We start from the raw sequence: 23,345 nt of genomic DNA, 5'->3' as shown, positions 1-23,345 counted from the left end.
GGAGATGCAAGGGATGATGCAGTGGCGATTGGGATGGCGACTGCTTCGCCGGGAAGGTTTTAGCGGCGAGCTGCGCTGGTTTGTGCTGGCGCTAGCGCTTAGCGTGGCGTGCGTCTTGAGTGTGGCATTGGTGGCGGATCGGCTCGATGCCGGACTCAAGGCGTCGGGCCGCGACTTTATCGGAGCGGATCGGGTGCTGCGTACTGCCGCTGCTCTGCCGGATGGTTGGCTGGAACGAGCGAAACAGGATGGCTTGGCGGTGCAGACCACCGTCAGCTTCAACAGCATGCTGTTTCACGGCGACGCCCTGCAGCTCGCCTCCATTCGGGCGGTGCCCGACGGTTTTCCCTTCTACGGCAAGCTCACTCTGGAACCTGCCCGTGCCCCGGCCCCCGGCGAGATCTGGCTCTCCGCTCGGGTGATGCAGCTGCTTAAGGCCAAAACGGGGGATGAGCTGGAGGTGGGCAATACGGTGCTCAAGGTGGCAGGCCTGCTTGGCGAGGAGCCGGATCAGGGCTTCAGCCCCTTCCTGCTGGCGCCGCGTGCGCTGATCCACAGTGCCGATATCGAGGCGACCGGTGCTCTGCTCCCCGGCAGCCGCCAGCAGTGGCGCTATCTGTTCAAAGGGCCGCGAGAGTCGCTGGCCCGTTACGAGCAATGGTTGTTGCCGCAATTGCAGGCCGGACAGAAGTGGATCAAACCGGATGACAGCGAATCCCAAGTGGGTCGCTCGCTGGCCAATGCCGAGCGTTTCTTCCGGCTCGCCTCGCTAAGCGGGGTGTTGCTGGGGGCGTTGGCGATGGGGATTGCGGTGCGCCACTTTGCCGAGCGCCAGACCAATATGGTGGCGTTGCTCAAGACCCTGGGGGCATCTCGTCGCTCGCTCTGGCAACTGATGGGAACCCTGCTGCTGTCGCTGACGCTGATCGGTGCGCTGCTGGGTCTGGTAGCGGGTACCGTCATGCAGTGGATCACCTTGCAACTGCTGGGGGACCTGCTGCCGCCGGATCTGCCGCCCCCCTCCTGGCGCCCCTTTGCCCTGGGCGTGGCAGTGGCGCTCTTTATCACACTGCTGCTCGCTTTTGTGCCCTTCTTGCGGCTGCTGAAGGTGTCGCCGCTGCGGGTATTGCGCCGGGAGCTGGAGGCGGGGATTCCCCCCTGGCTGGCTCTGCCGGTCGGTCTGCTCGGGCTGTTTGCGCTGGTCTGGGGCTTTACCGCCGATGTGCGGCTGGCGCTGGGTCTGGTAGGTGGCATGGGCTTGCTGATGGGGCTGCTGGCCCTGCTGGCGGCGCTGATGTTGCGGCTGGGAGCGAGAGTGAGCGGGCCTCATGCCTTGCGGCTGGCGCTGGCCCATCTGTCGCGCGAGCGCAGCAGCGGCCTGTTTCAGCTGGCGGGCTTTGCGCTGGCATTGATGCTGTTTGGTCTGTTATGGGCGGCCCGGGTCGATCTGCTGGATGAGTTTTCGGCCCGTCTTCCCGTCGATGCGCCCAACCGTTTTCTGGTCAATGTGGCGGAGAACGAACGGGAGGGGATCCTGAGCGAGCTTGCGGCAGCCGGGGCCACCACTTCCGATTTCTATCCCATGGTGCGTGGCCGGCTGACCCATATCGCCGGTGAGGCGGTGGGCGAGGGGGCCAGCAGTGGCCGCGAGGGGGTCGATCGGGAGCTCAACTTCACTACCACAACAACTCTGCCAACCGACAACAAGCTGGTGGCCGGTAAATGGCTTGCCGGGCCCGGCGAGGTGTCGGTGGATAGCGAGCTGGCCAAGCGGCTCGATATCAAGTTGGGGGACATGCTCGCCTTTACTATCGAGGGGCGCAGCTTTGGCGCCAGGGTCACCAGTCTGCGCAGCATCAAGTGGGACAATATGCGTCCCAACTTCTACATGATCTTCTCCGAGGATCTGCTGGCACCCTTCTCCCGTACCTGGCTTGGCAGCTACCGGCTGCCCGAAGCGGGGCGCACTGCCGAGGTGGAGCTTATTCGCCGCCACCCCACGGTGAGCCTTATCGATGTGGATGACCTGATTGCGCGGCTCACTCAGGTATCGGAGCAGGTGAGCCGGGCGCTGGCGCTGATGCTGGGGCTGGTGACAGTGGCCGCGTTGCTGGTGCTGCTGACCCAGACTCAGGCCAGCATGGCCCAGCGTCGGCGCGAGCTGTTGCTGATGCGCACCCTGGGTGCCAGCAGCGACCTGCTGAAAAAGATGCTGCGCTGGGAGCTGGTGGCCAGTGGTGCGCTGGCGGGACTCTGTGCCGCCATGGTGGTGGAGCTCTGCTCCTTTGGCCTGCAGTGGTGGTGGTTCGAGGGGCAGTGGCAGTTCCACTGGGCCATCTGGCTCGGCCTGCCGACACTGGGGGCACTGCTGGTAACGCTGGCGGGGCAGGGGATGCAGCGTCAGCTGCTGGCTGGCACCCTGAGCGATCGGCTGCGAGGGCTGGGTCAGGGGTTGTTGTAATCCCGCCAGCGCGAGCCGATGCACACAAGGTGCAATAGCGCAGCCACCATAAACAAGCAGCCCGGCCATTGGCCGGGCTGCTTGCTATGTGGGGCGCTGACGAGTGGACGCAGCGAGCGGGTGTGAGTTAGCGGGGCTCGCGCAGCAGATTGGCGAGGGCGCTCGGCAGCTCGGGATAGCTGAAGTGAAAACCGGCCTGTTGCAGCCGTGCTGGTATCACCTTTTGTCCGGTCAGCAGCAGATCTGCCGCCTCCCCCATCACCAGTTGCAGCAGCGGCGCCGGGACGAAGAAGAGGTGTGGACGGTGTAGCGTCGCAGCCAGGGTCTGGCTGAACTCCCGGTTACTGACCGGATGGGGCGCAGTGCCGTTGAAGATGCCGCTACACTCCTCATGCTCCAGCAGGAACAGCATGGCACGTACCAAATCCTGCACATGGATCCAGCTCATCATCTGGCTGCCCGATCCCATGGGGCCGCCGAGTCCGAGTCGGTAGGGGGGGAGCATTTTGGGCAGGGCGCCGCCATCCATGCCAAGCACCAGTCCGATCCGCACGATACAGACCCGGGTTTGGCGGCTCTGGGCCTCTTGCACCAGGGTCTCCCACTGCTGGCAGAGTTGGTGGGTAAACTCGTCGTTGGGAGAGCGACACTGCTCGTCGAGGGTTTCGGTGCCCTGTCTGCCATACCAGCCGATGGCGGAGGCGTTGATCAGCACCTTGGGCGGCGTGCTGGATAGCTTGATGAGATCCACCAGTTGCTCGGTCAACAGCCAGCGGCTATCGCAGAGCAGCTGTTTGCGCGACTCGCTCCAGCGTCCGGCGGCGATGGGTTCACCGGCCAGATTGATCACCGCATCCACGTCATTGAGGTCATCAAGCCGGTCGAGGTTATCCAATACCTTGATATCGTGGCCGAGCAGGGAGTAGGCGCGGCTCCCCTGCCTGCTCAAGACCACGACCTCATGATTGACCTTGAGATGGGCAACCAGCTTGCGGCCGATAAAGCCGGTTCCTCCGGTAATAAGAATCTTCATCGCTGTATGCTCCTGCTGCCGTTTGCTCAACTTTAATGGTGTGGCTTCCCTTCAACAAGTGAGACGTGCTTCGGGAGTTTTCTGTTTGACGTTTGTTAACTCTATCCTCTTCTTACGACATATTGTTGAACAATAGTTTGAATTGATTGATTTTTGTTGGGTGGACATTTGTTGAACAATCGCTATTATGGCGACCCTTTTCGCCTGTCCACCGAGGCTGTCACCCATTATCCGAGCATCAAAGAGGCCGCCATGCCATTTCGTCGTTTGAAACTTCGCCAGCTTTACTCGAGGATTCTCTTGGCGCTGCTGATGGGGGGCGGGATCCTGCTGCTGGGGGTTGTTGCCGTTATCTGGCAGACGGTGACGGAGACAGAGCGTGATGCCGATTCACGGTTGCAGCATGCCCGTGTGATGTTTGAGCGCTCCATCGGCCATGCCCAGCAGGCGGCCATCAATGTGAAGGGGATGCTGGGTCACTCGTGCAAGGAGGCGGCACAACTGCTGCGCGAACAGGTGGCCACGGTGCCTTATGTCCGTTCCGCCAATCTGGCTGTAGGCAGCCACATCTATTGCACCTCGCTCTATGGTGACTACGATGGCCCCTTCAATCCCGACCGCTATGTGGATGGCAGGTTGCAACTGCTGCCTGGCAATGAGGTCACACCGGATCGCCCCTTGATCGTGCTGCGTCATGAAACGGACAAGGGGAGTGTGCTGATCGGTGTAGATGGCTACTACCTGCGCAATACCCTGGAGATCTCCAGCAAGAACTCCCCGATGGCTCTGGTGGTGGGGCAGAGGGCTCTGTTTGGCTCAGGTCAGGTCGGGGCGGCGCCCTCTCCGACAGAAGAGGGTTATATTGCCCTCGCTTCGGCCGATTTCCCCTATCAGGTCGTCACCCGGGTCACGGTGCATGACTACTGGAGTCACGCATGGCGCTACTCCAGATATACCTTGTTCCTCTCTCCGCTGCTGGCGCTGCTGATTGGATTCGGCACCTTCAGGCTGATGGGGCGTAGCAGCTCACCAGCGGAGGAGCTCAAGCGGGCGTTGATCGAAGAGGAGTTTATCCCCTACCTGCAGCCGGTGGTCTCCGGTGAGGATGAGCAGTGGCGTGGCTGTGAGGTGCTGATGCGCTGGCAGCATCCCAAGCAGGGGATGATCTCGCCGGATCGCTTTATTCCGCTGGCGGAAGATAGCGGGCTGATCGTGCCCATGACCAGCCTGTTGATGGCGCAGGTGCGCGACCACTTCTCCCCTTATGCCCGCAAGCTGCCGGCAAAGTTTCATTTTTGCTTCAATATCAGCGCCAAGCACTTTCAGGATCTCGACTTGTTGGCTGACTGCAAGGCCTTTCTCGACGCGTTTAAGGACAATCCCGTTGATTTGGGGCTGGAGCTGACCGAGCGGGAGCTGCTGGTGGCTGATGAAACAACCGCTCAGATGTTTGCCGAATTGCGCAAACTGGGCGTGTTGATCTCTATCGATGACTTTGGCACCGGTCACTCCAGTCTCACCTATCTGCAACAGTTTCAGGTCGATGCAATCAAGATTGACCGGAGCTTTGTGGAGATGATCGGCACGGATGCACTCTCCAGCCATATCGTTGAAAACGTGATTGATCTGGCGAAGCGACTTGAATTGATCCTGATTGCGGAGGGGGTCGAGAAGCAGTCGCAGGCGGACTACCTGCGGGCGCGCCACGTTGACTATCTGCAAGGGTATCGTTACAGCCGCCCCATTCCGATGAAGCAGTTTTGCAAGACCCTGTTTGGCTGAACGGTTGAATGGGGAGCATAAAAAACCAGCGATCACTCGCTGGTTTTTTTGTTGATACGGTTTGGCTTGGGCGATCAGAGCATGCGCTGGAGGGCGCGGGCCAAGCGTTTGACCCCCTCCTCGATGGTCGCTTCATCGACGCAGGAGAAGCTCAGGCGCAGGGTGTTCTTGATCTCGGGTCGCACGTAGAAGGGGGCGCCGGGTACGAAGGCCACCTTCTCCTTGATCGCCTCGTCAAACAGCGCCATGGCACTGATGTGGGCTGGCAGGGTCAGCCAGAGGAACATACCCCCTTCCGGTCGGGTGTAGCTGACGCCGGGCGGGCAGTGACGGGCCAGCGCGGCTTCCATGGCGGCGCGCTGGCGGCCATAGACCTCTTTGATTTTCTCCAGGTGAGCGTCGAGGGAGTTGTCGGTCAGGAAGCGGTGCAGCACCTGCTGGCTGAAGGCGTTGCTGTGCAGATCGGTCGCCTGCTTGGCGATGGTCACCTTCTTGCGCAGCCAGTCCGGCATCACCATCCAGCCCAGCCGGAAGGCGGGCACCACGGTTTTCGAGAAGGAGCCGAGCAGCACGGTATTGTTTGGCGCCAGCTTGGCAATGGGGGGCAGATGCTCGCCCTCGAAGCGCAGCTCGCCATAGGGATCATCTTCCACCATCAACAGCTCGTGGCGCACCAGTCGCTCGGCCAGTGCCTCGCGGTTAGCACGGCTGTAGGAGACTCCGCTCGGGTTCTGGAAGTTGGGCACGCCGTAGAGCAGTTTGGCACTGGACCCGTTGGCCAGCAGCGCATCCAGCGCCGCCAGATCCAGACCCTCTTCTTCAAGGGTGATCGGCTTGAAGGTGGGCTGGTAGACAGAAAAGGCCTGAATGGCGCCAAGGTAACCCGGCTCTTCGATGATGAGATCCTGACCCTCGTCGATCAGCACCTTGCCCAGCAGATCCAGCGCCTGCTGGGAGCCGCTGGTGATGAGGATGTTGTCCGGATTGACCTGCATGCCGTGGCGGGTCAGATAGCGGTCGGCAATATATTGGCGCAGCGGGGCGAAGCCTTCGGTCGCCGCATATTGCAGGGCGGCAGCCCCTTGCTCGCGCAGCACATCCTGACAGGCCTGATCGATCGCCTTGACCGGAAACAGGTGGGGATTGGGCAGGCCACCGGCGAAGGAGATGATCTCCGGATTGGCGGCAACTTTGAGGATTTCACGGATAAAGGAAGGCTCGACCTTCTCGAAGCGCTGGGCAAAAAACGGCTGCATAGACAATTCTCTCGGCATGTGGGCGGTCGCTCCATTCGACCGCCAGGTTATCCGTTTGTATCAGATTTCAGAAATGAGGCAATGATTGTCACAAAAATCGCCAAAAAAGGGCAGGTTTGGCACCTGCCCGAATTTTACCTGCCCGTGTGGCGCCCATGCATTGAATTGAAATGAGTTAGGGCGATCTTGTTTTGTGGACAAGCAACTGACTTTACAAACCCGGTTCCTTGAGGAAGCGGATCATCAGGTCGGTGTTGGCGCCAAGTTGGCTTTCTACTCTGCCAGGGAATAGTTCCTCCATCTTGTCGAGGCGGTCGTACTGGGTGTGCCAAATTTTTCCCCACTGGGTTTCGCTGTCACGATCGCAGGCGCTCTTGGTGGTGGCGTCATAGCAGTCCCACAGCGCTGGATTGGTGCTTTGGGAGTAGCCGTCATAGCCATCAGCGCCGTTGATGGTGAAGTTGGTCGCTTCAACGTAGGCGATCGGCACCCCCAGGCAGGCAAAGGGTGCGTGATCTGACCAGCTGCCAGTCTCTCCTTCCGGATAACCGCTGTAGCTGGGATGAATGGCAAACGGGGTTGCAGTCTGTTTGGAGAGGGTAAGCAGGCGATCCCGCACCTTGGGATCGAAGCTGTAGCGGCTCGGATCTGTGCAGTTGTATTCGGCGACGTCCGAGTGGGCTGAGTGGACGTAGACGATGTCGCCCCCGGCGATGGTGTCGTAGTTCACCATCGCCAGCAGCTTGGCGACGGCGGCGCTGTCGAGGCTGGCGACATAGGCTTTGGAACCGTTGAGACCGTTCTCCTCCGCGCCGAAGAATGCAAAGCGAACCGTGTAGGGCAAGGTTTGTCCTTTAAGCGCTTCAGCCACTGCCAGCAGGGCCGCGACGCCAGCGCCGTTGTCGGTGGCTCCTTCAGAACCTTTCTTGTCGCCCGTACTGTCGTAGTGGGCGCCGATCAGGATCACCTTGTCACTTGTGCCCTTGAGCTCAGCGATCAGGTTTTGGGAGTTTTTACTGGCGCCGCTTTTGGTGTAGGTGAAGGGTTGGCGTTGCACATCGTAGCCCCAACCGGTCAGATGGTCCTGGATCCATGCCGCGGCACGAGTTTCTGCCTCTGTCCCCGTGGGGCGTGCGCCAATCCCTTCTGCGGTTGAGCTCAACTGCACCAGATACTCATAGGCCTGCTCGGCGGCGGCAGGGGCTTGTGAGTCATTTGTTGATGTGTCGCATCCCACAAGCAAAGTGGTGATGGCAAACGCCAATGCTCTGTATTTCATACTGCAATCCTTTGTTGTGTATGGTTTTATTTGTGCAGGCAGCATGTACTCGACGCGTGACCAATTCTGTGAACGGGTCGGCATTTGTCAACTGTTGTCAATGAAATGGTGAGAGATGAGGGATTTGTTGCGCGAAACACTTGCGCCTTGGGCCTATCTTGGGATAATTCGCTCCCCTGTTTTCGCGGGTCGATGAAATGCCGAGCCGCGAGCGGTCCCGCTCGGGATCGAACACAAGATGTATTACCCGGATTGATGAAATAACGAGACCATTATGCCTGTGACCCAAGATGTATTTAACGAAGACGGCAAGTTCATGCGCAAGATCCGCAGCTTTGTCCGTCGCGAAGGCCGCCTGACCAAAGGGCAGGAGAAGGCCCTGGAAGAGCTCTGGCCGGTCATGGGCATCGATTTCGAGCCAAAGCAGCTCGATCTGGTCGCACTGTTTGGCCGTGAAGCACCTGTGGTGCTGGAGATCGGTTTTGGCATGGGCGCCTCTCTGGTGGAGATGGCCAAGAATGCCCCCGAGAAGAACTTCATCGGCATCGAAGTGCACTCCCCGGGCGTGGGCGCCTGTCTGGGTACCGCTCAGGAAGCGGGGGTCACCAATCTGAAGGTGATCTGCCACGATGCGGTCGAGGTGCTGGAGCACATGATCCCGAACGGTTCACTCTCCTGCCTGCAGCTCTTCTTCCCGGATCCCTGGCACAAGAGCCGTCACCACAAGCGCCGCATCGTACAGCCTGCGTTTGCCCAGGATATTCGTCAAAAGCTGGCCATCGGTGGCGTGTTCCACATGGCGACCGACTGGGAAAACTATGCCGAGCACATGCTGGAAGTGATGAGCGCCGCCGAGGGTTACGAGAACACCTCCGCCACCGGCAACTGGGTGCCGCGTCCTGACTGGCGTCCGCTGACCAAATTTGAACAACGTGGCCACCGTCTCGGCCACGGGGTTTGGGATCTGATTTTCAAGCGTGTCAGCTAAGCTGGCACGTCAACACACCTAGCGTATCAACTAACTTGAGGAGCTATCATGGCCAATCGTAGCCGCCGCCTGCGCAAGAAACTGCGCGTCGATGAATTCCAGGAAATGGGTTTCGACATCAGTTTCAACTTCCCGGTCGGCACTGCCGAAGAGACCATCGATGCGGTAGTCGATGCGATGATCGATGAGGTTGTTGAACCCCGCAAACTGGCTTTTGCCGGCTCCGGTCACCTGGCCTGGGAAGGGATGATCTGCACCCAGCAACTGGGCAAGTGTACCGAAGAAGACCGCGCTGCCGTCAAATCCTGGCTGGAAGGCAAGGGGATGGAAGCCGTGGTCGTTACCGAGCTGTTCGACCTCTGGTACGGTGAACCGGCCTGATACAAGGCTGCCGCATCTGGCGCCTTGTTGTGGGTAACTGAAAAATCCCGCCGCTGGCGGGATTTTTGTCAGTGGGGATGGGATCTCCACCGCTGTTTTAGTCATGGAATCGCTTATTGCTTATGGTGTTGTCATCCGAATTACTGGCCAGCATCCTTGAAGAGGTGCGCCCGTTGCTGGGACAAGGCAAGGTGGCCGACTACATTCCGGCACTGGCTCAGGTACCGGCCGATCGGCTGGGTATCGCAGTCTGTACCGTCGAGGGGGAGCTGTTCACCGCCGGTGACGCTTTTGAACCCTTCTCCATCCAGAGTATCTCCAAGGCCCTGAGCCTGACCCTGGCGCTCACCCTCTATCAGGAGGAGGAGATCTGGGCCCGGGTTGGCAAGGAGCCCTCCGGCCAGCCCTTCAACTCGTTGGTGCAGCTCGAGTTCGAGCAGGGGATCCCCCGCAACCCCTTTATCAATGCCGGGGCGCTGGTGGTGAGCGATCTGCTGGAGACCCGCCTCACTGCGCCCCGTCAGCGTACCCTCGAGCTGGTGCGCCGCCTTTCCGGCAATCCGGCCATCATGGCGGATCAGGTGGTCGCCCGCTCCGAATATCAGCACTCTGCCCGCAACGCCGCCATCGCCTATCTGATGAAGGCTTATGGCAACTTCGAAAACGAAGTGGACAAGGTGCTGCAAAGCTACTTCAATGCCTGTGCCATTCGCATGAGCTGCGTCGATCTGGCGCGGGCATTCATCTATCTGGCCAACCGTGGTGTGCCACTGGGCGAGAGCGTGCCGCTGCTGCCCGCCCGCACCACCAAACAGGTCAACGCCCTGCTCGCCACCTGCGGTCTCTATGATGAGGCGGGCGATTTTGCCTATCGTGTCGGCATGCCGGGCAAATCGGGTGTCGGCGGCGGTATCATCGCCCTGATCCCGGGCGAGCTCTGCGTCTGTGTCTGGTCGCCCGAGCTCAACAAAGCTGGCAACTCGCTGGCGGGCACGGCGGCGCTGGAGCTGCTGGCCGAGCGGCTGGGTCGCTCCATTTTTTAACCTTGTTCACTATGAATCGAGAAATCACCATGAAACGACATCTTCGCTTCCTGCAGGCCGCGCTGGCGACCTTACTGCTCTGGTGTGCCCTGCCCGCCGTGGCAGGGGAGTTGCCACCGCTCTCGCTGGCCGATGCCAAGGCCAAACAGGCTGTCATCCTGGATACCCGCGCCAGCTACTTCTATCAGGGGTGGCCGATGGAAGGGGAGAAGCAGGGCGGTCATGTGGCGGGTGCCGAGAACCTCTCTGCCGAGTGGAAATACAGCGATGAAGAGTGGCCAAAGGCGCTCGAGATCAAGGGGCTGAAAGCAGATCGTCCGGTTGCCCTCTACGGTGCGTCCCGCGAAGTGGCCGAGGTGGCCCGTCTGCTGCGCAAGCAGGGGATCAAGCAGCTGTTCGAGTTGCAAGGGTGGCAAGCCGCACCGCGCGAGTCGTTGGCACGCTGGCAGCAGCTGGTCTATCCGCGCTGGTTGGCGGATCTGCAAGAGGGCAAGCCGGTCGCCGCAGCGCCCAAGGGTGACTGGAAGTTGTTTGAAGTGGATTGGGGTTCACCCAAGGCCTACCTCATCAGCCACATCCCGGGGGCCGGTTATATCGATACCAACAGCCTCGAAGAGGAGCCGCTGTGGAACAAGGTCTCTGACGAAGCGCTCAAGAAGCTGCTGCTGGATAACGGCATCCGTCACGACACCACCGTTATCCTCTATGGTCGCAACACCATGGCGGCTGCCCGTGCCGCGCACCTGATGATGTATGCGGGGGTGGAAGATGTGCGCCTGCTGGACGGTGGTCTGGATGCCTGGTTTATCCAGCACCTGCGCACCGAAACCGGTCTGCCCAACAAATATGAGCCGGTGAAGGAGTTTGGCGTGGCCATTCCCGCTCACCCCGAGTACTACACCACGCTAAGTCAGGCGAAAGAGCTGCTCAAGAAGCCCGATAGCGCGCTGGTCAGTGTGCGTACCTGGGACGAGTTTGTCGGCAACACCTCAGGTTACAGCTACATCAAGCCGAAGGGCGATATCCCGGGGGCCAAATGGGGTCATGGTGGCGTCGATGCCAACAGCATGAGCGACTTCCACAACCCGGACGGCACCATGAAGCCGGCCCGCGAGATCCTCGCCATGTGGGACCAGTGGAACATCGAGCCAACTCAGCAGGCGGCGTTCTACTGCGGTACCGGCTGGCGCGCCTCCGAGGCCTTCTTCTACGCTTGGCTGATGGACTGGAAACAGATCAGCGTCTACGACGGCGGTTGGTACGAGTGGAGTTCCGATCCCAAGAACCCGACCGTGACCGGTGAGCGTCAGCCTGCCAAGTCATGATTGCGCCCTTGCGCTGAAAAGAAGAGGCCGGACAGATGTCCGGCCTTTTTCATTGCGCTCGCCACCCGGCCAGATAGCGAGGCTAAGTCGCTGATTATTGACAGCGATCCCGCTTTGCTCATCGCGCCATCCCGTGCCGTGCGATTGAACTAGGCTTCAAGAAACATCCTCGTGGTGAGGATGATCGCAGAAGAGGCCGCAATGAAAAAACTGATGATGATCCTGGTGTGTGCCCTGGGGCTGGTGGCATGCAGCTCCCAATACATCATGAGCACCAAGGATGGCAAGATGATCACCACAGAGAGCAAACCCAAGCTGGACGAGAGCACCGGCATGTATCGCTATTACGATCATGAAGGGCGCGAGGTAATGATCAAGAAAGATGACGTGACCCAAATCATGGAACGCTAAGCGCTCTCTTGTCGCAAGGGCCGCTATCTGCGGCTCTTCTCTTTTTGCCGAAGAGTAGTACTGTTTTCTCTGTTGATCCCCGCACATTCGCAGCAAATTCAGCTGTGATACAGCTTCCGTTATGGTTTAGCCCTTATCATCACACTCCATTTTTAATTGGAGGTGTTATGTCCTTGATGTCTATCTGGAATTCCCGTTTTTCTGCACGCAGCTTGCTGGGTGGTGTCTTGCTGGTAGTGGCGTCAGCCAGCCATGCCGGTGACGATCAGTTCACGCTGGGGCGGACTATTTTACTGGGAGCCGGTGATCATGGTGCGACAATTCCTTTGGTGGTTTGCCGTCAGACCAAATATATCAAGGTGAAGGCGGAGCGTGATTTGACCCTGGATCGGGTGGTGGTGACCTATGGTGGTGATCGTACCAAGACCATTCGTTTCGATCGAGAAATGAGCAGCGATAAAGAGACCGAGTGGAAATCACTGGGCTCGCGCCGTTGTGTGAAAAAAATCGAAGTGTACGGTAATTCAGAGCGCAGCAAAGCGGGCGTAAAAGTATTCGGCCGCAAATAATTGATGCGGTTTTTCTGCGCAGACAGATGAGTTAAAAATAATGGCGAGCCGTGGCTCGCCATTATTTTTTATGGTCGGGTTCGCTATTTTTTCGGCCGAAACGGCTTGATGACAGTTTCATCGCACTCGAGATACGGCCCTTCCATCAAATCGATACAGTAGGGGATGGCGGGGAAGACGGCATCCAGACATTCGCGGATTGATTTGGGCTTGCCCGGCAGATTGACGATCAGGGTATCGTCGCGCAGCCCGGCAGCCTGGCGCGATAAAATGGCAGTCGGCACAAACTTGAGGGATTCGGCCCGCATCAGCTCGCCAAAGCCCGGCATCATGCGATCACATACCGCCTCGGTCGCTTCCGGCGTGACATCCCGCTTGGCCGGACCGGTGCCGCCTGTGGTGACGATGAGACAACACTGCTCCTCATCCGCCAGCCGGATCAGGGTTGCTTCAATCTGCTCCTGCTCATCGGGGATCACCTGATAGACAGGTTCCCACTCCGAGGTCAGATAGGCGTTCAGGGTGTCGATGATGGCCTTGCCGGAGAGGTCTTCATAGATGCCCGCGCTGGCGCGATCGCTGACGGTGACGATACCGATTTTTGCCTTGCTCATGGTCTACTCTTGAATGTCCGATAAAAGTGGCAATTAAAATAACATAATCAGTGAGATATGTTAAACCGTCAGGAGATGGCGCGGGTCGGTGAGGGAAGAATAAAGTGTCGAATGAAGCAAAATAAGGCCACCCGGATTTTTATTTGCAATAAAAAACAGAAAATCACAACCTAAAATGTATAAGTGTTTTATCTCGCATGAATTAAAAACAATCGCTTGTTTCCAAACACAATTAAAATAGATAGACACCCTCGTAGTGACCATTGTCCGGTTTAGTCCCCAGTGGATGGATTGAACCCTTTTTCGCCGCATCGTATATACAGATTTATATGGCTGGGACGTGATGGTGTGGTACCGCAGTGTGTTGCCAGCAATAGTCGCCAAGGAGGGCATATGGAGTTGCCTGATTTTGACACCCTGAAGGAGTTGGCTGCGAGTGAGCCCTCCCGGCTGGATGCGATTCTGGAGCAGCAGATCGACCAGTTGATGGCCCGTGCGAGCCCCGATCAGCAGCGCCGTCTGCGCGGGTTGCAGTTCAAGATTGATGGTCAGCGCCGTCTGGCGAAAAACAATCTTGATAGCTGTATCCGGATTACCAACATGATGCGGGAATCTTTTTATTTGATGCGCAGCGAAATGAGCCAGTTCAGAGAAGAGGGGGACCCTCCGTCTGAAAGCGATGGCAGTGGTAAAATAATCCATCTGGCGGACTATCGACGTCGCAAATAATATGCAATAACCCCCTTGGTTGATATTTCAGCCAAATCGGTGAGGCCATGATAAAGGGAATTGCTGGCGACCTGATTGTTATGGTTTTTAATGTTAGTCGTAATGTACTTGTGATGTAATCTCTTTTCTCCTTCTTGTAATAACTAATTAGTCAGGTTGTGATAGGGGTGGATGAATAACAGTAAAAGTTAGGCTAATATGGCCGAAATTTTTATTGCTACGACTCGAAGGGATTATGAGAAGTATCACACCAAGACGGGTGTTGTCGCGGGAGCAACAGACAGAGATCACCCGCATTATCGTCAAGGTGGGTCAGATGTTGGCCCAGTTCGGGGCGGAGAGCCGGATCATCGAGCAGACCACGGTGCGGTTGGGGATGGCGCTGGGGCTGGAGAGTGTCGAGATGGCCATCTCTTCCAGTGCCATCGTGCTCACCAGCCTCTATCAGGGGGGCTGTGTTACCACTACCCGGCGGGTGCGCGAACATGGCATCAATATGCAGGTGGTGTGCGAGATCCAGCGGATCTGCATCATGGCGGAAAAAGAGCTGATCGGTGCCCGTGAAGTGCGCCAGCGCCTCGAAGCCATCGTCCCTTTCCACTATCACCCCTGGTTGGTGGTCCCCATGGTGGGGCTCTCCTGTGGTGCCTTTAGCCTGCTGTTTGGCGGAGACTGGCCCATCTTCCTGGTGACCTGCTTCTCATCTGCCGTGGCGATGCGGGTGCGCCAGCTGATGGCTCGCCATCACCACAGCCCGCTCATCAACTTTGCCGCCACCGGCTTTATTGCCACCCTGCTCTCCTCCAGCGCCACCTTCTTCAACTGGGGTGACCAGCCCTATCTCGCCATGGCGGCCAGCGTGCTGCTGCTGGTGCCGGGCTTTCCGCTGATCAATGCGGTCTCCGACATGGTGAAGGGCTACTTCAATATGGGGCTGGCCCGCTGGGGGACCGCGACCCTGCTGACCATCAGCGCCGCCATAGGCATCATTCTCGCCATGTCGGTGACCGGGATCTGGGGGTGGAAAGTATGATGGATTTGCTCTGGCTACTGGCCAAGGATGCCTTCTGGTCCTCCATTCCGGCGGTGGGGTTTGCCATGCTGTTCAACGTGCCGCCACGGATGCTGAAATATTGCGCCATGGGCGGCGCGCTGGCCCACAGCCTGCGTACCCTGCTTATCCACTACGGCATGCCTATCGAGTGGGCGACGCTGGCTGCGGCGACCACGGTCGGCTTTGTCTGCGTCTACTGGTCGCGCCGTCTGCTGGCGCCGCGTCCGGTGTTCAGCGTTGCTTCCATCATTCCGATGATCCCGGGCAGTTATGCGTTCAAAACCATGATTGCGGTGGTAGAGCTCAATATCAACGGCGTGACCATGGAGTTGATCCAGAGTGCGGTGGAGAACGGCCTCAAGGCGCTCTTTATCGTCGGTGCCCTCAGTTTCGGTTTGGCGATCCCCTCTCTGGTCGTGTACCGTAACCGCCCCATAATCTGACAGACGGTGAGAGGCCCCATGAAGATTTCCATGATTGCCGCCATGGCCCACGACAGGGTGATCGGCAAGGACAACCAGATGCCCTGGCATCTGCCTGCCGATCTGGCTCACTTCAAGCGTGTCACCTTCGGTAAACCGGTATTGATGGGGCGCAAGACCTTCGAATCTATTGGTCGACCGCTGCCCGGACGGCGCAATCTGGTGATCAGCCGCAATCCCGACTATCAGGTCGAGGGCATTGAGGTGGTGGGCTCCGTCGAGGCGGCGCTGGCTCTGTTGGCAGGCAGCTTGGTGGAGGAGTTGATGGTGATCGGTGGTGGTCATCTCTATGCCGAGATGTTGCCGAGTGCGGATTGCCTCTATCTGACGCAAATCGATCTGGCGGTGGAGGGAGATACCCGTTTCCCTGCTTTTGATGATGGCCAGTGGCAACGGATTGAGTGCGAGAGCCACCCTGCCGATGAGAAGAACCCGCACCCCTATAGCTTCGAGACCTGGCAGCGCCGCTGACGGACAAATGCTAATGGGCAAATAACAACAAGGGCATCTTCGGATGCCCTTGTTGTTCTGTTGGGTTTTCAAGACGGGATTAGATGCCTGAGCCGTCGTTCTCGCCATTTTCCTCGTGCAAACCGCACTCGCGCTTGAGGCCGAAGAAGCGGGTCTGCTCCTCGCTCATGCCCGGCTCCCATTTTGTGGTGGTGTGGACATCGCCCACCGACAGGTAGCCCTGCTCCCACAGCGGATGGTAGGGGAGGTCGAACTCCTTGAAGTAGTAGAAGACATCCTTGTTGCTCCAGTCGATCACCGGCAGGAACTTGAAGCGGCCGCGCTGGATGCCCAGCACCGGCAGCTTGCCACGGCTGCCGGACTGCTCCCGGCGCAGGCCGGAGAACCAGGTCTGGGCCCCCAGATCACGCAGAGCGCGCTCCATCGGCTCCACCTTGTTGAGCTGGTTGTAGCGGGTGATCCCCTCCACCCCCTGCTCCCACAAGAGACCAAATCGAGCCTCCTGCCAGGCAGGGCTGAGCTCGGCCTGATAGGTTTTCAGGTTGAGCGCGAGGCGCTCGGTCAGCTCGTCGATGAAACGGTAGGTCTCCGGGAACAGATAACCGGTATCGGTCAGCACCACGGGCACGTCGGCCCGCTCGCGGCTTACCAGATGGAGCATCAGCGCCGCCTGAATGCCGAAGCTGGAGGAGAGCACATGCTCCCCCGGCAGATTTGCCAGGGCCCAGCGCACCCGCTCGGGGGCACTCATGGTATCCAGCTCCCGGTTGAGGGGGGCCAGCGCCTCGACTTGCTCCTCACGGCCGAGGGCCAGCAGTGCCTGCAGGTCAAGGCGGCCATCTTCAGTGACATTAAGCGGCAGATTAAGCGGCATAGAAGTCCCTCGCAGAATCGATAACGGGCGCAATCACCCCAACCCGGATCACGAAGTCGCCGAAGCACTCACCCTGATTTCGCTCGGTGGCCCAGCGGCCGATCAACGCGTCGAGTTCGGCCAAAATCTGCGGCTCGGTGATGTTCTCCTGATAGAGGCGCGGAATGCGGGTGCCTTCCAGGTTGCCCCCCAGATGGAGGTTGTAGCGGCCAGGCGCCTTGCCCACCAGACCCACTTCCGCCAGCATGGCGCGGCCGCAGCCGTTGGGGCAACCGGTGACACGGAAGATGATGGCGTCATCCGCCAGCCCATGTTTGGTGAGCAAGTCCTCGATGTCGGTGACCAATGCTGGCAGCATGCGCTCCGCTTCAGCCATCGCCAGCGGGCAGGTAGGCAGTGCCACACAAGCCATGGACTGCTTGCGCTGCTCGCTTACGCCGTCATCCAGCAGGCCGTATTGGCGTGCCAGCCCTTCGATGCGGGCCTTCTCGCTGGCAGGCACCCCGGCGATGATCAGGTTCTGGTTGGCGGTCAGGCGAAAATCCCCCTGATGCACCTTGGCGATCTCCAGCATGCCAGTTTTGAGCGGCTTGCCTGGGAAGTCCAGCAGGCGGCCATTCTCGATAAAGAGGGTTAGGTGGTGCTTGCCGTCGATCCCGAGGGTCCAACCGAAGCGATCGCCACGGCTGGTGAACTCATAGGGGCGAACCGGCCCGAACTGGATGCCAGCGCGGCTCTCCACCTCGGCCTTGAAGGCTTCGACGCCGACCCGCTCGAGGGTGTACTTGGTCTTGGCGTTCTTGCGGTTGACCCGGTTACCCCAGTCGCGCTGGGTGCTGACCACGGCGGCCGCCACCTCCAGCACGTGAGAGAGCGGAATAAAGCCAAAGTCGCTCGCCTTGCGCGGGTAGGTGCTGGTGTCGCCGTGGGTCATGGCCAGCCCGCCGCCCACCAGCACGTTGAAGCCAACCAGCTTGCCATGCTCGGCAATGGCCACGAAGTTGAGATCGTTGGCGTGGATATCCACGTCGTTGTGAGGCGGGATCACCACAGTGGTCTTGAATTTGCGCGGCAGGTAGTTGGAGCCCAGGATCGGCTCCTCGTCCTGCCCCAGTTTTTCACCGTCCAGCCAGATCTCCACGTAGGCGCGGGTCTTGGGCAGCAGATGCTCGGAGATCTTCTTGGCCCACTCGTAGGCCTCCTGATGCAGTTCGGACTCCACCGGGTTGCTGGTGCAGAGCACGTTGCGGTTCACGTCGCCCGCGGTGGCAATACTGTCGATACCGGTGCTGTTGAGGGTCTGGTGCATCAGCTTGATGTCGCGCTTCAATACCCCGTGGAACTGGAAGGTCTGACGGGTGGTCAGGCGGATGCTGCCGTAGAGGCTGTGCTCTTCGGCGAACTTGTCGATGATCTGCCACTGGGCCGGGGTGATGATCCCACCCGGCAGGCGGGCACGCAGCATGACGTTGTGCAGCGGTTCCAGCTTCTGGGCGGCGCGCTCCGGGCGGATATCGCGGTCATCCTGCTGGTACATGCCGTGAAAGCGGATCAGCTGGAAGTTGTCGCCGTTGAAGCCGCCGGTGAGCGGGTCCTGCAGATCCTGCTCTATGGTGCCGCGCAGGAAGTTGCTCTCGCGCTTGAGGCGCTCGTTGTCGGCCAGCGGCCCTTCGACCGGTCCCGCTTTGGGGTGAGAAAGAGGTTGTTTGCTCATCAATAGACATCCCTTTGATAACGTTTGGCACGACGCAATTCGCTCAAATACTCTTCTGCTTCCTCACGGCTCTTGTGACCGTGTTCGGCAATTACATCCAGCAGGGCCTCCTGCACATCCTTGGCCATCTTGTTGGCGTCGCCACACACATAGAAGTGAGCGCCTGCTTCCAGCCACTGGTAGAGCTCCTGGCCCGCTTCACGCAGGCGGTCCTGCACATAAATCTTGTTGGCCTGATCCCGGCTGAAGGCCAGGGAGATCTTCGACAGCAGCCCCGATTTCACATAACGCTGCCACTCCACCTGATAGAGGAAATCCTGGGTAAAGTGGGGGTTGCCGAAGAAGAGCCAGTTCTTGCCTTCCGCGCCCTGAGCTTCCCGTTCCTGCATAAAGGCGCGGAACGGGGCGATGCCGGTGCCCGGGCCCACCATGATGACGGGGGTGTCGGGATTGACGGGCAGGCGGAAGTTGTCGTTGTGCTCGATGAATACCCGCACCTCGCCATCCTCAATCAGCCGATCCGCCAGATAGGAGGAGGCGGCGCCAGAGCGCACTGTGCCATCTTCCTGTGGGTAGCGCACCACGCCGACGGTCAGGTGCACCTCCTCTTCCACTTCGCTCTGGGCGGAGGCGATGGAGTAGAGGCGCGGGGTGAGGGGACGTAGCAACCCGATCAGCTGCTCGGCCGTGAGGGCGGTCGGGAAGCGTTTCAGCACATCCACCACCTGAGCGGAGGCCACCAGTGCATTGACCTGGGCCTTGTCACCAGCCAGATCTTTCAGCGCCGCATTATCCGATATGTCAGCGAGCCCTGTGATAAAGCCGCCGTGCAGCCGGGTCAGTTCGAAGTGACTGGTCAGGGCCGCGCACAAGGTGCCGTGGGCCGTGGCTTCATCGCCAGAGAGGCCGGTCAGGGCCAGCACTTCGCCCACCAGTTCGGCGTCATTGTCGAACCAGACACCGAGGGCATCACCCGGCTGATAGGCGAGTCCGGAGGACTCGAGGCTGATCTCGATATGGCGGATATCCTTGGTGGAATCCCGGCCGGTGATCTTCTGATTGACCGACAGGCGGGCAGGGAAGGGATTCTCCTTGCTGTACTGGCTGTGGCCAACCGCCTGCTGCACCGCGCTGGCTACGTTGCTGGCCACACCGGTAGAGAGGGTCGTGGCAATGGCGTTGAGTGCCTGCTCGCCCCAACTCTTGGCCGCATCCTGATAATCCACATCGAGGCTCGCGAGCTCATAAATGCGCTCGGCCCCTGCTTTGGCGAGGAAGTTGTCAAAATCTTTGCCGGTCTGGCAGAAAAATTCGTAGGAGCTGTCACCCAGCCCCAGTACCGCGAACTTGAGCCCGTCCAGCTTGCCAAGCTTGCCTTTTTTAAGTTGCTCGAACAGATCGACGGCGCTTTCAGGTGGTTCACCCTCCCCGTAAGTGCTCACTACCACCAGCAGGTGGCTCTCTTTCTTGAGCTGCTTGGGTTTGTAGTCGGCCATAGACGCTAGGGTGACCGGTAGGCCGCGGGCCTCGGCCTGCGCCTTGATGGCACTCGCGACCCCTTTGGCGTTGCCTGTCTGGGAGCCGTAGAGAATGGTCAGTCTGCCGCTGGGCGCAGCCACGGCGGCGCTGGCAGCAACGTTCTGGTGACCGCTCTGGGAGAGGCCGTAGAGATATCCGCTCACCCAGGCCAGTTGCTGGGTATTGAGGGTCGAGAGTACCTGGCCCAGCTGACGTTGCTGCTCGTCAGATAGGGGGGAGAGGTAGAATGGGGAATCCTTCAATTGCATCGCACGCGTCTTCCATGGTCTGATTTTTGGCCAGATTAAAGGGCGTTTTGGATAACAACAAAGAATAAAAATATCTTCTTTATTCCATTATTGAATTTATAAAGTGATTTGGCGGTAAAGGAGATAGAAAAACGCCCCGCAGTTGCGGGGCGTTTTTATGGGCTATCACGCTTGGGATTGACCCAAGGGATTTAGCTGGCTTCTGTGGGCCTTATTTCTGCGGACGCAGGGCCGGGAACAGAATGACGTCACGGATGGTGTGGCTGTTGGTGAACAGCATGACCAGACGGTCGATACCGATACCCTGACCGGCAGTCGGCGGCAGGCCGTGTTCCAGCGCGGTGACGAAGTCGGCGTCGTAGAACATGGCTTCGTCGTCGCCTGCTTCTTTCTGATCAACCTGATCCTGGAAGCGCTTGGCCTGGTCTTCTGCATCGTTCAGCTCGGAGAAGCCGTTGGCCAGCTCGCGGCCACCGATGAAGAATTCGAAGCGGTCGGTTACGTCCGGGTTCACGTCGTTGCGACGAGCCAGCGGAGAAACGGCGGCCGGGTACTCGGTGATAAAGGTCGGTTGCAGCAGCATGTGCTCCACGGTCTCTTCGAAGATCGCGGTGATCACGTGGCCCAGTTCCCATCCCTTCATCAGCTCGATGTGCAGACGCTTGGCAACGGCCTTGGCGCTCTCGAGGGTAGCCAGATCGTCCAGAGTTACGTCCGGGTTGAACTTCAGGATGGACTCGACCATGGTGAGGCGCTGGAACGGCTGACCGAAATCGATGGTCAGGCCCTCTTCGCCCTCTTTGGCGTAACGGATCTTGGTGTCGCCCAGAATGTCTTGCGCCAGGGTGCGCAGCAGCTCTTCGGTCAGGTCCATCAGATCGATGTAGTCGGCGTAGGCCATGTAGAACTCGATCATGGTGAACTCGGGGTTGTGACGAACCGAGATACCTTCGTTACGGAAGTTGCGGTTGATCTCGTAGACACGCTCGAAACCACCGACCACCAGACGCTTCAGATAGAGCTCCGGAGCGATACGCAGGTACATGTCGATGTCCAGCGCATTGTGGTGAGTGACGAACGGACGCGCGGAGGCACCACCCGGGATGACTTGCATCATCGGGGTTTCTACTTCCATGAAGCGCTTTTCGTTGAAGAACTTGCGGATACCGGCAACCACCTGGGTGCGGATCATGAAGGTCTTGCGAGACTCTTCGTTGGCGATCAGATCCAGGTAGCGCTGGCGGCAGCGAGCTTCCTGGTCGGTCAGGCCTTTGTGCTTCTCGGGCAGCGGACGCAGTGCCTTGGTCAGCAGGCGGATATCGGAAACGTGAACGGAGAGCTCACCGGTCTGGGTCTTGAACAGGGTACCTTCGACACCCACGATGTCGCCCAGATCCCACTTCTTGAACTGCTCGTTGTAGAAACCTTCCGGCAGGTCGTCACGGGTAACGTAGACCTGGATCTTGCCGGCCATGTCCTGCAGGGTGGCGAAAGAAGCCTTGCCCATGATCCGGCGGGTCATGATGCGACCGGCAATCTTCACCCGTTTACCCAGGCTCGTCAGCTCCTCGGCGCTTTTGTCGTCGAACTCTGCGTGCAGATCGCCAGAGAGGCTGTCGCGACGGAAGTCGTTGGGGAAAGGATTACCCTGGGCACGCAGGGCGGCCAGCTTGGAACGACGCTCGGTCATCTCGTTGTTGAGTTCGAGAGTTTGGTCGACTTCCGGAGTGATGGTTTGTTCAGACATGGTGATTCCTGCTTGTTTACAGACCTGATTTCAGGCTGGCTTCGATAAACTTGTCCAAGTCACCGTCGAGCACCGATTGGGTATTACGGGTTTCGACGCCGGTGCGCAGATCCTTGATACGGGAGTCATCCAGCACATAGGAACGGATCTGGCTGCCCCAACCGATATCAGACTTGGTCTCTTCCAGGGCTTGTTTCTCAGCGTTCTGCTTCTGAATTTCCAGCTCGTAGAGCTTGGCTTTCAGCTGCTTCATACACTGGTCTTTGTTTTTGTGCTGGGAACGGTCGTTCTGGCACTGTACCACGACACCGGTCGGAACGTGGGTAATACGCACCGCGGATTCGGTTCGGTTAACGTGCTGACCACCGGCACCGGAGGCACGGTAGACGTCGATCCGCAGATCCGCCGGGTTGATCTCGATATCGATATCGTCATCGATCTCGGGGTAGACGAACACAGAACAGAAGGAGGTGTGACGGCGGCCACCGGAATCGAACGGGGACTTGCGAACCAGACGGTGAACGCCGGTTTCGGTACGCAGCCAGCCGAACGCATATTCGCCGGTGAACTTGATGGTGGCGGATTTGATACCAGCCACGTCGCCTTCGGAGCATTCAATCAGCTCGGGCTTGTAACCGTGGGCATCGCCCCAGCGCAGGTACATGCGCAGTACCATGTTGGCCCAATCCTGTGCTTCGGTACCACCGGAGCCGGATTGAATATCGATATAGCAGTCGGAGCCGTCGTGCTGACCGGAGAACATGCGGCGGAATTCGAGATCCACCAGCTTGGCTTCCAGCTGTTCGGATTCGGCGATGGCTTCGTTGAAGGTCTCTTCGTCTTCCCCTTCCACGGCCAGGCTCACCAGCATCTCGACGTCATCCACGCCCTGGGTCAGGGTGTCGATGGTGCCGACCACGTTTTCCAGCGCGACGCGCTCTTTGCCCAGCGCCTGTGCGCGCTCGGGTTCATTCCATACGTCCGGCTGTTCCAGCTCGGCGTTGACCTCTTCTAGACGCTCTTTCTTGGCGTCATAGTCAAAGGTACCCCCTAAGAAGCTCGGTCCGCTCAGACAGCTCCTTAAGTTTATTTAATACGGGATTAACTTCGAACATCGTGAAAACTCTCAGGGTCGATGTGATTTAAAAACGGGATATTCTAGCCAATTGTGGAAGGAATAAACAGGGTTGCCTTGGCTTGTGCGGCTCATGCCGTCAATTTCTGGTGCACTTTTCTCCACCTCGGTAGAAAATATCGCCCGCAGACCCATTTTCAGGTTCAGTTTTGGCCATTCGGGTCGCTAATGACTACGTGTAGTGTTGTGCAATTTAGGGAAAAACCCGCT

21 protein-coding genes are annotated in these 23,345 nt (G+C 58.9%); 12 read left to right on the top strand and 9 right to left on the bottom strand.

Annotated elements, in window-relative coordinates; all coding sequences use genetic code 11:
* Nucleotides 1-13 precede the first annotated feature (13 nt).
* Nucleotides 14-2,461, top strand: a complete 2,448-nt coding sequence (locus AB5Y84_RS07835) for an ABC transporter permease (protein WP_368176728.1) — start codon at nucleotides 14-16, stop codon at nucleotides 2,459-2,461.
* A 127-nt stretch (nucleotides 2,462-2,588) separates the two neighbouring features.
* Here the strand turns inward: AB5Y84_RS07835 and AB5Y84_RS07830 are convergent, their stop codons facing one another.
* Complete coding sequence (locus tag AB5Y84_RS07830; protein WP_368176723.1) at nucleotides 2,589-3,494, bottom strand: TIGR01777 family oxidoreductase; 906 nt, start codon at nucleotides 3,492-3,494, stop codon at nucleotides 2,589-2,591.
* 252 nt (nucleotides 3,495-3,746) lie between these two features.
* On the opposite strand from AB5Y84_RS07830, the gene AB5Y84_RS07825 reads away from it, so the two are divergent.
* Nucleotides 3,747-5,276: an EAL domain-containing protein gene (locus AB5Y84_RS07825; protein WP_368176722.1), complete on the top strand. Its 1,530-nt coding sequence runs from the start codon at nucleotides 3,747-3,749 to the stop codon at nucleotides 5,274-5,276.
* A gap of 74 nt (nucleotides 5,277-5,350) precedes the next feature.
* On the opposite strand, the gene AB5Y84_RS07820 is transcribed toward AB5Y84_RS07825, so the two are convergent.
* Together AB5Y84_RS07820 and AB5Y84_RS07815 are read right to left on the bottom strand one after the other, a co-directional pair.
* On the bottom strand, nucleotides 5,351-6,532 hold the full coding sequence (locus tag AB5Y84_RS07820; RefSeq protein WP_368176721.1) for a PLP-dependent aminotransferase family protein: 1,182 nt from the start codon (nucleotides 6,530-6,532) through the stop codon (nucleotides 5,351-5,353).
* Nucleotides 6,533-6,743: 211 nt separating this feature from the next.
* Complete coding sequence (locus tag AB5Y84_RS07815; RefSeq protein ID WP_368176720.1) at nucleotides 6,744-7,811, bottom strand: M28 family metallopeptidase; 1,068 nt, start codon at nucleotides 7,809-7,811, stop codon at nucleotides 6,744-6,746.
* Nucleotides 7,812-8,085: 274 nt separating this feature from the next.
* Between AB5Y84_RS07815 and trmB the strand changes: the two genes are divergently transcribed.
* The 6 genes from trmB to AB5Y84_RS07785 all read left to right on the top strand — a co-directional run bounded on the left by trmB (nucleotide 8,086) and on the right by AB5Y84_RS07785 (nucleotide 12,528).
* Nucleotides 8,086-8,799: a tRNA (guanosine(46)-N7)-methyltransferase TrmB gene (gene trmB / locus AB5Y84_RS07810; protein ID WP_005335228.1), complete on the top strand. Its 714-nt coding sequence runs from the start codon at nucleotides 8,086-8,088 to the stop codon at nucleotides 8,797-8,799.
* A gap of 48 nt (nucleotides 8,800-8,847) precedes the next feature.
* On the top strand, nucleotides 8,848-9,180 hold the full coding sequence (locus tag AB5Y84_RS07805; RefSeq protein WP_005348158.1) for a YggL family protein: 333 nt from the start codon (nucleotides 8,848-8,850) through the stop codon (nucleotides 9,178-9,180).
* 122 nt (nucleotides 9,181-9,302) lie between these two features.
* Complete coding sequence (gene glsB, locus AB5Y84_RS07800) at nucleotides 9,303-10,223, top strand: glutaminase B (protein WP_005348151.1); 921 nt, start codon at nucleotides 9,303-9,305, stop codon at nucleotides 10,221-10,223.
* 29 nt (nucleotides 10,224-10,252) lie between these two features.
* Nucleotides 10,253-11,548 (top strand): sulfurtransferase, encoded by a 1,296-nt coding sequence (locus AB5Y84_RS07795; protein WP_064335634.1) that lies wholly within the window; start codon nucleotides 10,253-10,255, stop codon nucleotides 11,546-11,548.
* A 201-nt stretch (nucleotides 11,549-11,749) separates the two neighbouring features.
* Nucleotides 11,750-11,959, top strand: a complete 210-nt coding sequence (locus tag AB5Y84_RS07790; protein WP_005335219.1) for a YgdI/YgdR family lipoprotein — start codon at nucleotides 11,750-11,752, stop codon at nucleotides 11,957-11,959.
* 167 nt (nucleotides 11,960-12,126) lie between these two features.
* Complete coding sequence (locus AB5Y84_RS07785) at nucleotides 12,127-12,528, top strand: DUF2541 family protein (RefSeq protein ID WP_040066783.1); 402 nt, start codon at nucleotides 12,127-12,129, stop codon at nucleotides 12,526-12,528.
* Nucleotides 12,529-12,611: 83 nt separating this feature from the next.
* On the opposite strand, the gene mog is transcribed toward AB5Y84_RS07785, so the two are convergent.
* Nucleotides 12,612-13,142, bottom strand: coding sequence for a molybdopterin adenylyltransferase (gene mog, locus AB5Y84_RS07780; RefSeq protein WP_368176719.1), 531 nt, complete (start codon nucleotides 13,140-13,142; stop codon nucleotides 12,612-12,614).
* A 393-nt stretch (nucleotides 13,143-13,535) separates the two neighbouring features.
* Between mog and AB5Y84_RS07775 the strand changes: the two genes are divergently transcribed.
* The 4 genes from AB5Y84_RS07775 (at nucleotide 13,536) to folA (ending at nucleotide 15,878) form a co-directional block, all read left to right on the top strand.
* Nucleotides 13,536-13,871, top strand: a complete 336-nt coding sequence (locus AB5Y84_RS07775; protein ID WP_231720113.1) for a DUF3135 domain-containing protein — start codon at nucleotides 13,536-13,538, stop codon at nucleotides 13,869-13,871.
* Between the two features lie 235 nt (nucleotides 13,872-14,106).
* Nucleotides 14,107-14,904 carry a threonine/serine exporter family protein gene (locus AB5Y84_RS07770; protein ID WP_005348133.1) on the top strand — a complete coding sequence of 266 codons (798 nt, stop codon included), beginning with the start codon at nucleotides 14,107-14,109 and terminating at the stop codon, nucleotides 14,902-14,904.
* On the top strand, nucleotides 14,901-15,368 hold the full coding sequence (locus AB5Y84_RS07765) for a threonine/serine exporter family protein (RefSeq protein ID WP_026035076.1): 468 nt from the start codon (nucleotides 14,901-14,903) through the stop codon (nucleotides 15,366-15,368). The genes AB5Y84_RS07770 and AB5Y84_RS07765 overlap by 4 nt, the downstream gene beginning before the upstream one ends.
* Before the next feature lie 18 nt (nucleotides 15,369-15,386).
* On the top strand, nucleotides 15,387-15,878 hold the full coding sequence (gene folA / locus AB5Y84_RS07760; protein WP_257724802.1) for a type 3 dihydrofolate reductase: 492 nt from the start codon (nucleotides 15,387-15,389) through the stop codon (nucleotides 15,876-15,878).
* A gap of 79 nt (nucleotides 15,879-15,957) precedes the next feature.
* On the opposite strand, the gene AB5Y84_RS07755 is transcribed toward folA, so the two are convergent.
* The 5 genes from AB5Y84_RS07755 to prfB all read right to left on the bottom strand — a co-directional run bounded on the left by AB5Y84_RS07755 (nucleotide 15,958) and on the right by prfB (nucleotide 23,115).
* Nucleotides 15,958-16,752, bottom strand: a complete 795-nt coding sequence (locus AB5Y84_RS07755) for a phosphoadenylyl-sulfate reductase (protein WP_257724801.1) — start codon at nucleotides 16,750-16,752, stop codon at nucleotides 15,958-15,960.
* Nucleotides 16,742-18,466, bottom strand: coding sequence for an assimilatory sulfite reductase (NADPH) hemoprotein subunit (gene cysI / locus AB5Y84_RS07750; protein WP_368176718.1), 1,725 nt, complete (start codon nucleotides 18,464-18,466; stop codon nucleotides 16,742-16,744). The genes AB5Y84_RS07755 and cysI overlap by 11 nt, the downstream gene beginning before the upstream one ends.
* Nucleotides 18,466-20,253, bottom strand: coding sequence for an assimilatory sulfite reductase (NADPH) flavoprotein subunit (locus AB5Y84_RS07745; protein WP_257724799.1), 1,788 nt, complete (start codon nucleotides 20,251-20,253; stop codon nucleotides 18,466-18,468). The genes cysI and AB5Y84_RS07745 overlap by 1 nt, the downstream gene beginning before the upstream one ends.
* Nucleotides 20,254-20,464: 211 nt before the next feature.
* The gene (gene lysS, locus AB5Y84_RS07740) at nucleotides 20,465-22,000 is read right to left on the bottom strand and encodes a lysine--tRNA ligase (RefSeq protein WP_005335201.1); all 1,536 of its coding nucleotides are present in this window, start codon (nucleotides 21,998-22,000) and stop codon (nucleotides 20,465-20,467) included.
* Nucleotides 22,001-22,016: 16 nt separating this feature from the next.
* Nucleotides 22,017-23,115, bottom strand: a protein-coding gene (gene prfB / locus AB5Y84_RS07735; protein WP_100645262.1) for a peptide chain release factor 2 whose coding sequence is annotated in 2 segments (ribosomal slippage) — nucleotides 22,017-23,039 and nucleotides 23,041-23,115 — 1,098 coding nt in all. Because the reading frame shifts where the segments join, the coding sequence is not laid out codon by codon here.
* Nucleotides 23,116-23,345: the final 230 nt, after the last annotated feature.

Source organism: Aeromonas sp. s11 (genome assembly GCF_040907945.1).
Classification (GTDB): domain Bacteria; phylum Pseudomonadota; class Gammaproteobacteria; order Enterobacterales; family Aeromonadaceae; genus Aeromonas; species Aeromonas veronii.
The sequence above is the reverse complement of the archived record's forward strand: the minus strand, read 5'-3'. Positions and strand labels throughout refer to the sequence as shown.